This is a genomic window from Pseudomonas sp. SST3 (assembly GCF_003325755.1).
Genome location: NZ_QORI02000008.1, coordinates 80,318 through 94,028, shown reverse-complemented (window position 1 = coordinate 94,028; position 13,711 = coordinate 80,318). Strand labels below are relative to the sequence as shown.

Below are 13,711 nucleotides of genomic sequence, written 5' to 3'. Positions count from 1 at the left end.
GCAGCTGCGCCCGCAAACAGCGCCCCGGGATAAGGCAACGAAAGGCACGCTGAACCGGCGCAGCGCTTGTGAGCGATGCTGCCAGCGGGGCGTGATCTCAGCCTTTTGCTTCCTGTCGCAGCGCCTCGAGCAGCGTCTGCTCCGACTGCACGCCGGCAAACAGCCGTTCGCCAATCAGGATGGTCGGCACCGCCTGGACGCCCATACGCTCTGCAAGCAAGAGCGCCTGCTGGTGTTGAGTCCGGTAGCGTCGTTGCTCCAATGCCGACCTGAACGATGCCTGATCCAGCCCCACCTCGGTTGCCAGCTGCGTCAGAATCTCAAGGTCGCCAATGTCGCGGTCTTCCTGAAAGAAGGCCTTGAGTACCCGATCGTTGTAGGCGTTGCCGCTGCCCTGCTCCTGCGCGAATTGATAGCCCTCCCACGCGAGCCCGGTATGCGGCTGTGGTGAGATGGAGGGCAACTTGAGCCTGACACCGTGCCTCTCGGCTACCGGATATACCGATTGCGGCCAAATCGATTGCAGATAAGCGTCTTCTGGCCGCAAGGTCTCGGCGGGATAAGGACGCAGCTCGAACGGCATCCATTGCAGCTCCACCTCCGCGCCCGACGCTGCGATCGCATCCAGCAGGGGTTTCTCCGCGATCATGCAGAAAGGGCAGACGAAATCCGACCAGACCTTCACGTCAATCGCCATCGCTTCACTCCTCGTTATCTATGCTCTGGTTCGCTCCAGGGCGACAAGGCCGTGTCCAGTCAGACCTAGTCACAGTTGTCCCGCCAGCCGACCCGTCGTATTTGGCGCGCCTGTTGATGCGACCGCGTCTAGCCGGTGTTGACTCACGAAACGTGATCGGAGCGAACACCTTACGGAACCATTGAGCCCGGCCTCCGACCCAACAATCAGGACGGCTCGTATTCGCCCCCAAGCGATACGCACCCCTCACCCCGAGCTCGCGGCAGACAGCCGCGTTGCCACGTTCCTGTACCGCAGCCAGCCCTGCATGAAAACCAAGGTGAAGTCATGACGCAGATTCTCATAGCAGCCTTTGATCGCTACGCCGAAGCCGAGCAGGTCAAGGCCGAACTTCTGACCAAGGGTGTGGCCAGCGATGCCATCCAGCTATCCGCATCCTTCAACCCCGCCACCGTCGACAGCAGCCGGGTGGAAGTGATCGGGGAGGAACCTGATGACGACGCGACCGTCGCCGAAAAGCTCGGCAGCTTCTTTCACAAGGTCTTCGGCGACGATGCGAGCAAACACGCCGGTCGCTACCCAGAGGCGGCACGACGCGGTTCGACGGTGGTCACCGTCACCGTGAGTGATGAGGGGTTGGTGTCGATGGTCGAGCAAGTGATGGAGCGAAACGGTGCCATCGACGTCGACGAGCGCAGCGCCAGCTGGGGCGATACAGATGCAACGCCGGTAACGGCCAGCACCGAGACCCTGACCACCGGCTATCCGGACGCCACTTCCATCAGCGTCGACCAACGCCAGCTGGACGGCACCGCCACACCGGAGCGCGGCGCGGACGATGGCTCGATCCCGGGCCGCGCCGAAAACGACAAGGCTTCACAGCGTGACAACACGGCGGGTCGGGTCCGCATCATCCCGCGCTGACATATCGGCCAGCCGCTCGGCAGCACCGATCCATAACATGCCGAGCTGCTTCACTGTCTGGCAGCTCACTGTGAGGCGAACACCTCATCGAGCAGGTTGTTCATGGATTGGAATGCGCGTTTCGCCACCAACGGGTTGTACTCGTTGCGCCCCGGCACGTTCGCGTATGGGTCGGTAAACGAATGCACGGCGTTGCCATAGACGTTCATCTGCCAGTCGACATCGGTCGCTTGCATCTCGGCAATGAAGCCTTCGACTTGCTCCTTCGGCACCGCCGGATCATCGGCACCATGCAGCACCAGCACCGGTGCCTTGATCTGGCTGGCATCGTCCGGGTTGGGCGTGTCGAGGTTGCCGTGAAACGAGACGAATGCATCCAGGTCGGCGCCCGAGCGGGCCAGTTCCAGCACGGCGCCGCCGCCGAAGCAGAAGCCGATCGCTGCCATCTTGCCGGTGTCCAGTGCCACCGCATTCTGTGCCCTGAATGCATCGACCGCCGCCTGCCCGCGCGTACGCATCAGGCCTCGATCACTGCGCAACGTCGTGGCAGCGGCCTTGGCTTCGTCCGGATTGGATGGCCGTACGGTCTTGCCGTAAAGGTCCGCCATGAACACGACATACTCTTTCCCCGCCGCGCGGGCAGCTTTCTCGGCAGAACGTTCGGTCACGCCGAGCCAGTTGGGTACCATCACCAGCCCCGGTCGCGGCGTGCTGATCGCATCGTCATAAACCAGTAGACCTTCAAAGGCTTGGCCGTCGATCTCGTAGGCCAACGGCTTGACCACCACGGCGGCCTCGGCAAAGCCGACCATTGCCATCAGCGCCAAAGGAATGCACAGCGTATTCATCGCCCCGCTCCAATCCCGTAGTGAACCTAAGCAACAGTAGAGGAAAAACCCAACTGCGCAGGTTTTTCGCGCTGGCGTCGCCGGTGAAATTGCCCCACTGGAGGCTTGGTGTGGATGCGGTGTGTTGCTGCGCGGCCCAGCGGACAAGCCACCGGTTAGGTTGCTAGCTCGTCGATGTCCATGGGTCCTGCATCACCAAAGTCCGCCCACGCGCCTGCCAGGAGTGGCTTGTCGCATCGGCGATTCCAGCAGACCCGATGCCGAGAAAGCCACGCACGCTGCCCCGCTATTACTACACTCGACAGGCGTGCAAGCGCTACGACGGGCCGCTTCAGCAATGCTGATGCAGGCTTGCGCTCCCTTATTCACAAGAGAACCGCCCTATGAGAATCGCCCACAGGGTCTTCGCCCTGGCATCGCTCGCCGTACTGATCTCCGCATGCGGCACCCAGCAAACCATGACGACGGAGCCGGAGCTGGTGGGTCGCGCGCAGGATCTTTACGAGCTGCCTCCGGCCTACCAAGCCGGCACCTACCGCAACATGGATGAGCTGTTTTTTACTCGAGAAGTCGCGCGCGGCCCGCACGTTTATCCGTTGCCAAAGGGTATATCGCTGAATGTCGAGTACACCGTCGAAGGCAAGCAGCTAAGCACCGAAGACTTCATGCAGCGCAATCGGGTCGCCGGGATTCTGATCATCAAGGACGGCCAGGTAGTCCTTGAACGCTATGGTCAAGGCAACGATGAAACCACTCGTTGGACCTCGTTCAGCGTGGTGAAGTCGATCTCCTCCAGCCTGATCGGTGCCGCCTTGCAGCAAGGCAAGATCGGCAGCCTGCAGGATCCGGTCGTCCGCTACCTGCCCGAACTGAAAGGCAGCGCCTACGACGGCGTCACCATCGAACAACTGCTGCAGATGAGCTCAGGCGCAGGCTGGAACGAGACCTACCGAGACCCTGAATCAGACCGGCGCCAGCTGTTCGACCTGCAATTGGCGAACAACCCCGACGGGTTGCTCCGGCTGATGGCTGGTCTGGAGCGTGAACAGGCCCCGGGCACGACATTTAACTACAGCACCGGAGAATCTCACCTGCAGAGCGAGATCGTGCGCGCCGCAACGAACATGACCACGAGCGACTACCTTTCCGAGCGAGTCTGGGCGCGGATGGGCATGGAGCGTGACGCCTATTGGCAGCTCGATGCCAAGGCTGGTCAGGAAATCGGTAGCAGCGGTTTTTCCGCCACGCTGCGCGATTACGGCCGCTTCGGTCAGTTCATCCTCAACGACGGAGTGATCGACGGCGAACGCATCCTGCCGCGTGGTTGGGTCGAGCGGGCCAGTCGCGTCGACCCCGACTCGCACCTTGCCCCAGGCAAACTCTACGACGGTGAATACGCGCTGGGTTATGGCTATCAGTGGTGGACCTTTCCCGTGGGCGCGCAGGCATTGCCGAACCATGACGGGGCCTTCGAAGCCCAGGGCATCTTTGGACAATTTCTCTACGTCAACCGCAAGGAAAACGTAACGGCCGTGGTCTGGAGCACCTGGCCTGAGCCCGAGATGGACAGCCACGAGCAGGAAACCTATGCCTTTCTAGGGGCAGCGGTCCAGGCGCTTCGCCGTAAGTGAAAACCGGTGTGCCGGCCGCCTTACTGAGCAAACACGGCGGCACAAGCGGCAGGAAGTCGACGTTGTGGGCTAGCCATAGCCTCAGGGCGCGGCGTGGGGAGAATCGCCTTGCAACCCTCGCCTGGCGGCGGTGCCGGCTGATCAACGCATTCGGTGGAACCCACTGGGCAGCGCAAGCGCACGTGCAAATGCTCGTCATGGAAAGGCCAGGGGCGAATGCGTTGCAGCCAGGAGCGGTCGTCCCATTCACGCTCGCAAAGGTCGCGTTTGACCGCGCCATCAACGAATATCCGCGCCACGCGCGGATCCTGCGCGGCCATACGGATCAGCTCGGCTTGCTGGCTGGTCCATCTCGTGCTGTCGAGCTCGCCGGTCGCTTCGTCGACCAGAATCGGCTGTTCGATGCCTTCGCGCTCGCTGCGCTCGAGCGGTGGCAGATCCAGACGGAACCAGATGTCCACGTCCAGCCCGCTCTGATGACTCACATGCCCATAGGACATCGGCCCTCCGCGCGGCTGCGCCATATCGCCGACCAGCATAGGACCGATGCCGGCTTCCTCAAGCCGACGCCCCAGTCCCTCGATGTAATCGACGAGATCGGGGTGGCCGTAATGGCGATTGCGCTGCAGGTCCACGGCCTGATAGCCCACCCCCTCGGGCGGCAGCTGCACCGCGCCGACGAGACACGCCGCGCCATGCTCGCCGATGATTCGTGGCTCGCCGGGTAGCGGCCCGGTCACGCTGGACCAGTCGCCGCCTGCCGCGTCCGCGGTGGCGGCGAAGGTTGCGAGAATTCCGTAGGCGGCCCACGCCTGCAAGACGAGCCGATTCACTTTTCGATGGCAACAACACATAGCTAGCAAAAATCCTCGTTCCGATTCGAGTACCGCATCAGCGACGCTGCCGCGCCAGCCATTCCAGCCCCGGTCGGTAGAGCATGTCGTGCTCGCCTTCGAACAGCACCAGCTCGGCAGGACCGGACTTCAAATGCAGCAGCACATCGGCGTCTGCCTCAGCGAAATGTGGAAACTCATCGTTGTTCTGAGCCGAGCGCTCACGCAAGGCATCGGGGACCTGGCGGGTCTCCATGAGCTGGTCGATCTGCTCCTGCGGGATGCGGTCCTTTTCGTCAGCCAGATCGTTGAAGGCTCGCAGCGCCTGCTCCGGCGGGACCGTGGTGTCGCCGATGCCATGAGCAATCAACACCCGGATTTCGCCCGCTACATCCGGCAGGTGGGTGCTGGGGCTACGCTTGCGGCATTCATCAAACGCACTGGAGCCTTCGCTCGGCTCGCCGCCGCAGGCCTGTGCGATCTCGCCAGCGTATTTCTCGCCGCGCGCCTCGTTCCATTGATGCCAGGTAACCAGGTCATAGACCGGCACCCAGGCCGAAACGCCAGCAAATACATCCGGATGACGGCTCGCCAGATGCAAAGCGTTCATTGCCCCGCCCGAATACCCGAGCAGGTAGATCCGCGACTCGTCGATCTCGGCGTTCTCGCGCGCGTAGCGGAGGGCGTCCTCCATGTCGGAGATCGCTAGGTCCGAGGCGGTCGAATCAGGACGACCATCGTTCTGGCCACGGAAATTCGGATGCATGAACACCCAGTCGTTAGCGATGGCGAACTGACCAAGCGGGATATCAATGTTTTGCAGGTAGTCGGTGCTCCAGCTGTGCAGAACCAGCAGCAGCGGCTTTTTCTCGTCCGACTCCGAGTCGTAGAACAGCGCGGCCTGCTCGCCGTCATCAGTGCTGGATGGGATTTGGATGTCTTCTATATCGGGCGTCTCGTCACGCCAGCGGGAAAGCTCGGCATCGGCCAGGGTGCCAGGAAACTGGGTGACTCGCAGGTGCTCACTGGGATGCTCTAGTTCGGATTTTACCCGCCGCTCGCTGCCACTCGACCCAGCGCTATCCGCCGCCGCAGTGCTCTGGTCACCGGCAGCGGACTTCGCCTCGCTCGTCGAAACGGTATCGTCACCGCAGCCGCCGGCCAGCACCATCGCCCCGAGCAATGCGGCGATCCCGAATCGTTTGAATCGGCCCGCTGGGTATCCTGACCGCTCGATAGCAGGAGAGACAGTGCGAAGGCGTTGAGCGGCATTACTGGATCGCTTCATTGGCGTTATCTCCGCGGGCGAGTTCCAGGGGCGTATCTTTTTTGCGACCCTGGGGCACCTGAGACGTTCAGCCATCAAGCATCAATGTAGCGGCGCGGCGCTCTGTCGGCCCAATCGTGGCGGTCACGATCGGAACTCGCTATCAGGTTGTCCATAATGGGCAGCAGAACTGATCAGAGAGGCGTCGATCATGCGCAAGGCCGAAATCAAACATCGTCACGCTCGCAAGCTGGAGCGGTTGCAACGTTTCCTCGATTGGGCCACGGAGCGCCATCCGGATTTCGTGCCGAAGAAGAACCACCAGGAAAACTGGTTCAGCACCTACATCGGCCATCAGCCGCCCGAAATCGGCCGAGCCGCCCGGCTATTCTGGCTGGGGCTGGATGAACCAACCGTCAACGCCTCGCTCGAGCGTGTCGATCCCGAAAGCCTGATTGGCCGACTGCTCAACCGTGACCTGAACGACTACAGCTGCAACGTTGATGTCTTCGGGGTCGAAAAAACCTTCGACTGCGGCCCGGTTCAACATTTGCTCGAGCCTGACTTCGCCCTGCGCATCGGCGATAGCGCCTCGACCGATGCCTTCGAGGCGCATGTCCGCGACGCTATCGAGACGTTGGTGAGAGATCGCCTGCACGTACTGGAACGCCCCTTCGCCAGCATGACGGAGGAACAGAAGGAACGATGCCTGCAGCGCCTGCAACCGAAACTCTCCCGGCTCGATGACTTCGCCGCCAAGGCCGTCGATATCGTCAACGAGGTGAAGCACGAGTTGCGCTACGTGGTGGAGCTGCGCCACGGCGATATTGCGCTCGACATGCAGCGGCGCATTGCGGGCGGTCAAGGCCATGTGCTGAGCGAACAGGACGTGGCCGAGCTGAAGGCAGACGACCGTCAAGCGATGAACGCCAAATTCGAGATGATGGTCGAGGAAGCCGGCGACTTCGACCTGCAGGTGCTCGGCGAAAAGCGCCTGACCGAGATTTTCATGATGGAGCCGAAAAAGCTTCGGCGGACCATCCGCTTCGCCCGCCAGGACCATAAGGAAAAGATGGCCTTCGCGGTGCTGCTGGAAAACAACCCGCGTTTCGTCCACTACCACAAGCTCTACGCCGCGCGGCGCATCACCCGCACCTGGACGGCGCTGCTGGGTCCCACCAACAGCGGCAAGACCCACCAGGCGATCGAGGCGATGACGGGCGTCGAGCACGCGATCTACCTGTCACCGCTACGCCTGATGGCGCTGGAGAACCAGGAGCGCATCGAATCGATGGGGGTGCCCTGCTCGCTGGTCACTGGCGAGGAAGAGATCATTCGCGAGGGAGCGACACATTTCTGCTGCACGGTGGAGGAGTTCGCGCGTTTCCGCCATCAGCCCTGGGACGTGGTGGTGATCGACGAAGTGCAGATGATGGCCGACTCCCAACGCGGCTGGGCGTGGGTCGATGCACTGGTCAGCGCCTACACCCCCGATCTGATCATGACCGGTCCGGAACTGATCCGGCCATCGCTGAAGACACTGTGCGAGCTCTGTGAAGACGAGCTGGTGGTCAAGCGCACCAAGCGTTTGTCACCGGTCGAGGTGGCGCGGCGTGCAACGAGTCTCAAGCAGCTCGACGAAGGCTCGATGCTGGTGGCGTTCAGCCGCAAGACGGTGCTGGAATTGAAGGCGATGCTGGAGATGACCGGCAAGAACGTCTCGGTGGTCTACGGCGCGCTGTCGCCGGAAGTGCGCCGCGAACAGGCCCGGCGCTTTCGCGAAGGCGAGGCCGACATCATGGTGGCCACCGATGCGGTGGGCATGGGCCTCAATCTGCCGGCGCACACCCTGTGCTTCTACACCGATGAGAAATACGATGGCATCCAGAATCGTCAGCTCAGGGTCCAGGAGGTCAAGCAGATCGGTGGACGTGCCGGCCGTTTCGGTCACCATGACAGCGGCACCATCACCGCGCTGGATGCGCAGACGCTGCAGTCGATCAAGCGTTTGTTCCACAGCGAGGACCTGCCGGTGGACCTGTCGCAGTTCCAGGTGCGCCCGTCCATCGAGCACCTGCAGGCCATCGCCGAACTGATGGGCGACCCCGGCCTGCTGCGCGCCTGGCTGACGTTCAATCGCAACATCAACTATGGCGACGAATTCATCTCGGTGCTGCCCGACGAATTGGCCGACTGGATCAAGCTGATCGACGACCCCACCATCGACCTGCCGCTGCGCTGGATCTTCGCCTGCACCCCCATCCGTGGCGGTCTCGACAGCCCGGCGGCCATCTTCACCCAGCAATGGCTGAAGAAGGTTGCGCAAGACAAGGTCGTGGATCTGCCCCGACTGCTGATCGATGCCGATCTGGCCACCCTGGAAGGTTCGCTGCACATCATCGAGACCTACCTGCATCTGGCGCGTACCTTGCCCGCGCATTTCCCGTCGCTGGAGCAGGCCGAACAACACCGCAGCCTGCTTAACGAGGCCATCACCCGTGAACTGTCACGCCGCAAGAAGCCGCGCGGCAGCGACCGGCGCCGCCTGTCGGGCGAAACGCGCCACTGCCAGCAGTGCGGCAAGGCGATGCCGGTGTTGAGCCGGCAGTTCCGGCTGTGTCAGAGCTGTTTCCGCGATCAGCGATAGCGCGCAAAGGCGGGCTGACGAGCCCGCCTGAAGCCGCGTATAGCGCTATTGGCCACTCGGCACGGGTCTGCCGGGCTGGTCAGCGGGCGCGGAGGACTTTAGGATGCGGCGGGCTCACGGCAATCGGATCCCCCCATCGATACCGTCACGTTTCACTCGCCTGCCAAGGAGAACGGCCAATGTCGATCATGCTTCAGCTGCGCCAGCAGATGGCCGCACTAAGCCGAAGATTCGGCTGGGTCGGCCTGTTGCTGGCCTTGTGCATCCATGCCGGTGTGTCATACCTCGGCCTACGGCTATTCGAAGAGACAGCCCTCACTGAGCTGCGGACCTTCATCTACTTCTATTTCACCACTGCATTGACCGTCGGCTATGGCGACTTCTCGCCGCAAACGGCCGGCGGCCGTATTTTCGTCTCCACTTGGTTGATGATCGGTGGCATCGCTCTGCTCACCGCAGTGATCGGCAAAACCACCAACTCCGCAATCGAACTCTGGAGGAAAGGCATGAAAGGCAAAGGGACGTTCGCCACCTGCACGGGCCATACCGTCGTGGTGGGCTGGGAAGGCGCAATCAGCGAGCGCGTCGTCGAGCTGCTGCACGAAGACGAGACCTCCAACGATCACCTGATCGTGATCTGCGACACCGTGCTCGAGGAAAACCCGATGCCGGGAAAGGCCGAGTTCATTCGTGGCGAGAGCCTCTCCTCCGCAACACTGCTGCAGCGCGCGGGGGTACAGGGAGCGGAGCGGACATTGGTGCGCACCGGTTCGGACGATCTGACCCTGGCCGTGGTGCTGACCGTCAACCAGCTCAAGCCGATCGGCCATGTGGTCGCACATTTCAGCAGCAGCGAGACCGCGCAGCTCGCACGGACTTACGCCCCGAAGCTGGAATGCACATCGAGCATGGCCATCGAAATGCTGGTGCGATCCTCGCAGGATCCGGGCTCGTCGGTGATCATCAACGAGCTGCTCAGCGTAGGCCGTGGCGCGACGCAGTACCGCCTGCAATTGCCCGATAGCTTCGAGAGCACTATCGGCGCGCTGTACAAGCAGCTGAAGGACACGCACAACGCGACGCTGATAGGCTACCGCGCTGAGGGCCAAACCCTGCCGTCGATCAATCCTGCCAACGACACCCCGGTACGCGGTGGCGAGCTGTTCTACATCGCCGCCGCGCGTCTCGGCGGCCTGGACAGCGCCGGCTGAACGCCGCAACGCAAGAGCGGCGTTGATCCGTCGCTGGAGAACCCCAAAAAGCTCCGCCCCGGGGCGGGCCTCCCACCCAGATCAAGCAGACCTGCACTCACCGCCAAAGCGCTTCCCCCGAGGGCGGGCCTCCCACACAGACCGAGCAGGCCCGCGCCCACCGCCAAAGCGCTTCGCCTCGAGGGCAGGCCTCCCACACAGATCGAGCAGGCCCGCACCCACCGTGGGTAAGCTGCCAACGGTCTCTCGCACAGACGACCAGACCTGCACCGTCCAGTGGGAGGCGCGCCCCGCGGCGAAAAATCCTGACCGCCAACCAACGCGCCAAGCCTCACGCCAACCGCAGGCCGCCAATACAACCTGACGCCAAAGGCCAGAGCACACGAGCCGGGGAATCATTGGGCCGCCTGGCCGCTCTCAAGAAAACATCCTGAACCAGGGCCCTGACGCACCATGAACGATCGAGATGAACTCCAACGATTCGTCGTGGCCCAGGCGCCGGTGTATCACCGTGTACTGGGAGAGCTGCGCGCGGGCCAGAAGCGAAGCCACTGGATGTGGTTCATCTTTCCCCAGATCGCAGGACTGGGCAGCAGCGAAATGGCCCGGCGCTATGCGATCTCCGACCTGGACGAGGCGCGCGCCTACCTCGGCCACGACGTGCTGGGGCCACGACTGCATGAATGTGCCCAGGCGATGCTGCTGCATATAGAGCGCTCGGCCAGACAGATACTGGGCTCGCCGGACGACCTCAAGCTGCGCTCAAGCATGACCCTCTTCGCGGCTGCAGCGCCCGACCAGCCGGTCTTCCAGCAAGTGCTGGACGCTTTCTTCAATGGTGAAGCCGACCCGGCCACCCTGTCGCGTTTACGCCCCTAAGCGAAGTGTCGCGATGCGGCGGCTTGAGGCATGAAGCGCAGCGGCCTGCCCTTTCACCAGTAGGCGCGCCGCCTAACAGCCGGAAAACGAACTTGAACGAAATCCAGCCCTCTTACAGGCGCCGTAAATTACGGCCTTCCCGAGAAGGGCCTCGCATTCGGCCGCCACTTCGGCTGGCCGTTCGTCCTTCATCAGAGAAATGTTCATATTTTTACTTTGACAGCGACCCCGTTTGACCCTAAGTTTTCGATTCCGAACATTTCCGAACCTCTCGCAGTATTCGGGATTATAAAAACAACAGCCTTCAAGAGGTCCTGCGCATGAGTAACCCCACCACCCCGACGCTTCGGGGAAAATGCATTGCCGAATTCCTCGGCACGGCCCTGCTTATCTTCTTCGGTACCGGCTGCGTCGCCGCGCTCAAGCTCGGCGGTGCCGAGCTAGGTCTTTGGGAAATAAGCGTTATTTGGGGAATCGGAGTCAGCATGGGGGTGTACCTTGCCGCCGGTGTCTCGGGTGCTCACCTGAATCCTGCGGTATCCATCGCGTTCTGGCTATTTGGGACGTTCGAGCGCAACAAGGTGCCCGCCTACATCCTGTCGCAGACCGCCGGGGCCTTCTGTGCCGCCGCGTTGGTTTACGGACTTTACAGCAGTCTGTTTTTCGATTTCGAACAGGCACAACAGATGACTCGCGGCACGCTCGCGAGCCTCGAGCTGGCGTCAGTGTTCTCCACCTACCCTCACGCGTCGCTGTCCGTCAGCCAGGCGTTTCTGGTGGAAGTGGTGATTACCGCTATTCTGCTGGGGATGATCATGGCGCTGACCGATGACGGTAACGGCCTGCCGCGCGGCCCGCTGGCGCCCTTGCTGATCGGTTTGTTGATCGCCGTAATTGGCGGCGCGATGGGGCCGCTGACCGGCTTTGCGATGAACCCGGCGCGGGACTTCGGCCCGAAGCTGATGACCTTCTTCGCCGGCTGGGGCGAGATGGCCTTTACCGGCGGGCGGGACATCCCCTACTTCCTGGTCCCGCTGATCGCCCCGGTGCTAGGTGCGTGCATCGGTGCGGCCGGCTACAAGGCATTGATCTGCAAGCACCTGCCGGGCCTCGGCTCCGGCGCCTGCGCAGAAGACCCCGAGGCTGACGCCAAGGCCGAGCGCTACACCAAATCCGACGTCACTGCCCAAGAAGCTCGTTAAGGAATCGACACCATGAGCAACCAGAACAACAAGCAATTCATCGTCGCGCTCGATCAGGGCACCACCAGCTCCCGTGCCATCGTGCTGGACCGCAACGCCAATGTGGTAACCATCGCCCAGCGCGAATTCGCACAGATTTACCCGCAGCCGAGCTGGGTCGAGCATGACCCGATGGAAATCTGGGCCACTCAGAGTGGCGTGTTCGTCGAAGCCCTGGCCCAGGCCGGCATCACCAATGAGCAAGTCGCAGCCATCGGCATTACTAACCAGCGCGAAACCACCATCGTCTGGGACAAGCTGACCGCCGGCCGATTTACAACGCCATTGTCTGGCAGAGCCGCCAGAGCACGCCGATTTGCGACCAGCTCAAGCGTGACGGCATGCAGGAGCACATCCGCAAGACCACCGGCCTGGTCATCGACCCCTACTTCTCGGGCACCAAGATCAAGTGGATTCTCGACCACGTCGAAGGCAGCCGCGAACGCGCACGCCGTGGCGAGCTGCTGTTCGGCACCGTCGATTGCTGGCTGATCTGGAAGATGACCCAGGGCAAGGCCCACGTCACCGATTACACCAACGCCTCGCGCACCATGCTGTTCGACATCCACAAGCTGGACTGGGACCCCGTGATGCTGGAGACGCTGGATATCCCGCGCGAAATGCTGCCCGAAGTACGTTCCTCCTCCGAGGTCTACGGCCACGCCTATCTCGGTTCTGGCCAGAGCACCGGCATCCCCATTGCCGGTATCGCCGGCGATCAGCAGGCCGCGCTGTTCGGCCAGATGTGCGTCGAGCCGGGCCAGGCCAAGAACACCTACGGTACCGGCTGCTTTCTGTTGATGAACACCGGAACCAAGGCCGTGCAGTCCGAGCATGGCCTGCTCACCACCATCGCCTGCGGGCCCAAGGGCGAGGTCAATTACGCCCTCGAAGGCGCCATCTTCAATGGCGGTTCCACCGTTCAGTGGCTGCGTGACGAGCTGAAGGTGATCAACGACTCGCTGGATTCCGAATATTTCGCCACCAAGGTCAAGGACAGTAACGGCGTTTATCTCGTGCCGGCGTTCACCGGCCTCGGCGCGCCCTACTGGGACCCACGCGCCCGTGGCGCCCTGTTCGGCCTGACCCGCGGCGTGAAGGTCGACCACATCATCCGCGCCGCGCTGGAATCCATCGCCTATCAGACCCGCGACGTACTCGACGCGATGCAGCAGGACGCTGGCGAGCGCCTGCGTTCGCTACGCGTTGACGGCGGCGCGGTGGCCAACAACTTCCTCATGCAGTTCCAGGCCGACCTGCTCGGTACGCAGGTGGAGCGCCCGCAGATGAAAGAAACGACCGCCCTCGGCGCAGCCTACCTGGCAGGTTTGGCGACCGGCTTCTGGAGCAGCCTTGACGAATTGCGCAGCAAGGCCACCATCGAACGCATCTTCGAACCGGCCTGCGATAGCGAACAACGCGAAGCGCTCTACAAAGGCTGGAAGAAGGCGGTAAGTCGCACCCGGGACTGGGAAGAAGAATAAGCTCAGCCCCAAGCTGCCACGCACCATGGCGCCCGGCCCGGATTCGATT

General features: G+C 62.4%; 10 protein-coding genes and 1 pseudogene. 7 read left to right on the top strand and 4 right to left on the bottom strand.

What is annotated here, in order from left to right:
* Window positions 1-97: 97 nt before the first annotated feature.
* The gene (locus DQ405_RS10205; RefSeq protein ID WP_168424121.1) at window positions 98-697 is read right to left on the bottom strand and encodes a DsbA family oxidoreductase; all 600 of its coding nucleotides are present in this window, start codon (window positions 695-697) and stop codon (window positions 98-100) included.
* 327 nt (window positions 698-1,024) lie between these two features.
* Here DQ405_RS10205 and DQ405_RS10200 point away from each other — a divergent pair, with 327 nt between their 5' ends.
* Window positions 1,025-1,621, top strand: coding sequence for a hypothetical protein (locus DQ405_RS10200; protein WP_168424120.1), 597 nt, complete (start codon window positions 1,025-1,027; stop codon window positions 1,619-1,621).
* Between the two features lie 65 nt (window positions 1,622-1,686).
* On the opposite strand, the gene DQ405_RS10195 is transcribed toward DQ405_RS10200, so the two are convergent.
* Window positions 1,687-2,439 (bottom strand): dienelactone hydrolase family protein, encoded by a 753-nt coding sequence (locus tag DQ405_RS10195; protein WP_446730874.1) that lies wholly within the window; start codon window positions 2,437-2,439, stop codon window positions 1,687-1,689.
* 413 nt (window positions 2,440-2,852) lie between these two features.
* Between DQ405_RS10195 and DQ405_RS10190 the strand changes: the two genes are divergently transcribed.
* The gene (locus tag DQ405_RS10190; protein ID WP_168424118.1) at window positions 2,853-4,100 is read left to right on the top strand and encodes a serine hydrolase domain-containing protein; all 1,248 of its coding nucleotides are present in this window, start codon (window positions 2,853-2,855) and stop codon (window positions 4,098-4,100) included.
* A gap of 20 nt (window positions 4,101-4,120) precedes the next feature.
* On the opposite strand, the gene mepA is transcribed toward DQ405_RS10190, so the two are convergent.
* Together mepA and DQ405_RS10180 are read right to left on the bottom strand one after the other, a co-directional pair.
* Entirely contained in the window at window positions 4,121-4,933 is an 813-nt protein-coding gene (gene mepA, locus DQ405_RS10185) for a penicillin-insensitive murein endopeptidase (protein ID WP_206678902.1), read from the bottom strand.
* A gap of 58 nt (window positions 4,934-4,991) precedes the next feature.
* Window positions 4,992-6,221, bottom strand: a complete 1,230-nt coding sequence (locus tag DQ405_RS10180; RefSeq protein WP_206678901.1) for an alpha/beta hydrolase family protein — start codon at window positions 6,219-6,221, stop codon at window positions 4,992-4,994.
* 190 nt (window positions 6,222-6,411) lie between these two features.
* Between DQ405_RS10180 and DQ405_RS10175 the strand changes: the two genes are divergently transcribed.
* The 5 genes and pseudogenes from DQ405_RS10175 to glpK all read left to right on the top strand — a co-directional run bounded on the left by DQ405_RS10175 (window position 6,412) and on the right by glpK (window position 13,662).
* On the top strand, window positions 6,412-8,847 hold the full coding sequence (locus DQ405_RS10175; protein WP_168424116.1) for a DEAD/DEAH box helicase: 2,436 nt from the start codon (window positions 6,412-6,414) through the stop codon (window positions 8,845-8,847).
* A gap of 179 nt (window positions 8,848-9,026) precedes the next feature.
* Window positions 9,027-10,058, top strand: coding sequence for an ion channel (locus tag DQ405_RS10170; RefSeq protein ID WP_168424115.1), 1,032 nt, complete (start codon window positions 9,027-9,029; stop codon window positions 10,056-10,058).
* A 453-nt stretch (window positions 10,059-10,511) separates the two neighbouring features.
* Window positions 10,512-10,937, top strand: a complete 426-nt coding sequence (locus DQ405_RS10165) for a DUF1810 domain-containing protein (protein WP_168424114.1) — start codon at window positions 10,512-10,514, stop codon at window positions 10,935-10,937.
* Window positions 10,938-11,257: 320 nt separating this feature from the next.
* Window positions 11,258-12,139 (top strand): MIP/aquaporin family protein, encoded by an 882-nt coding sequence (locus DQ405_RS10160; RefSeq protein WP_168424113.1) that lies wholly within the window; start codon window positions 11,258-11,260, stop codon window positions 12,137-12,139.
* A gap of 12 nt (window positions 12,140-12,151) precedes the next feature.
* Window positions 12,152-13,662, top strand: a pseudogene (gene glpK, locus DQ405_RS10155) (glycerol kinase GlpK).
* The last annotated feature ends 49 nt before the right edge of the window (window positions 13,663-13,711 follow it).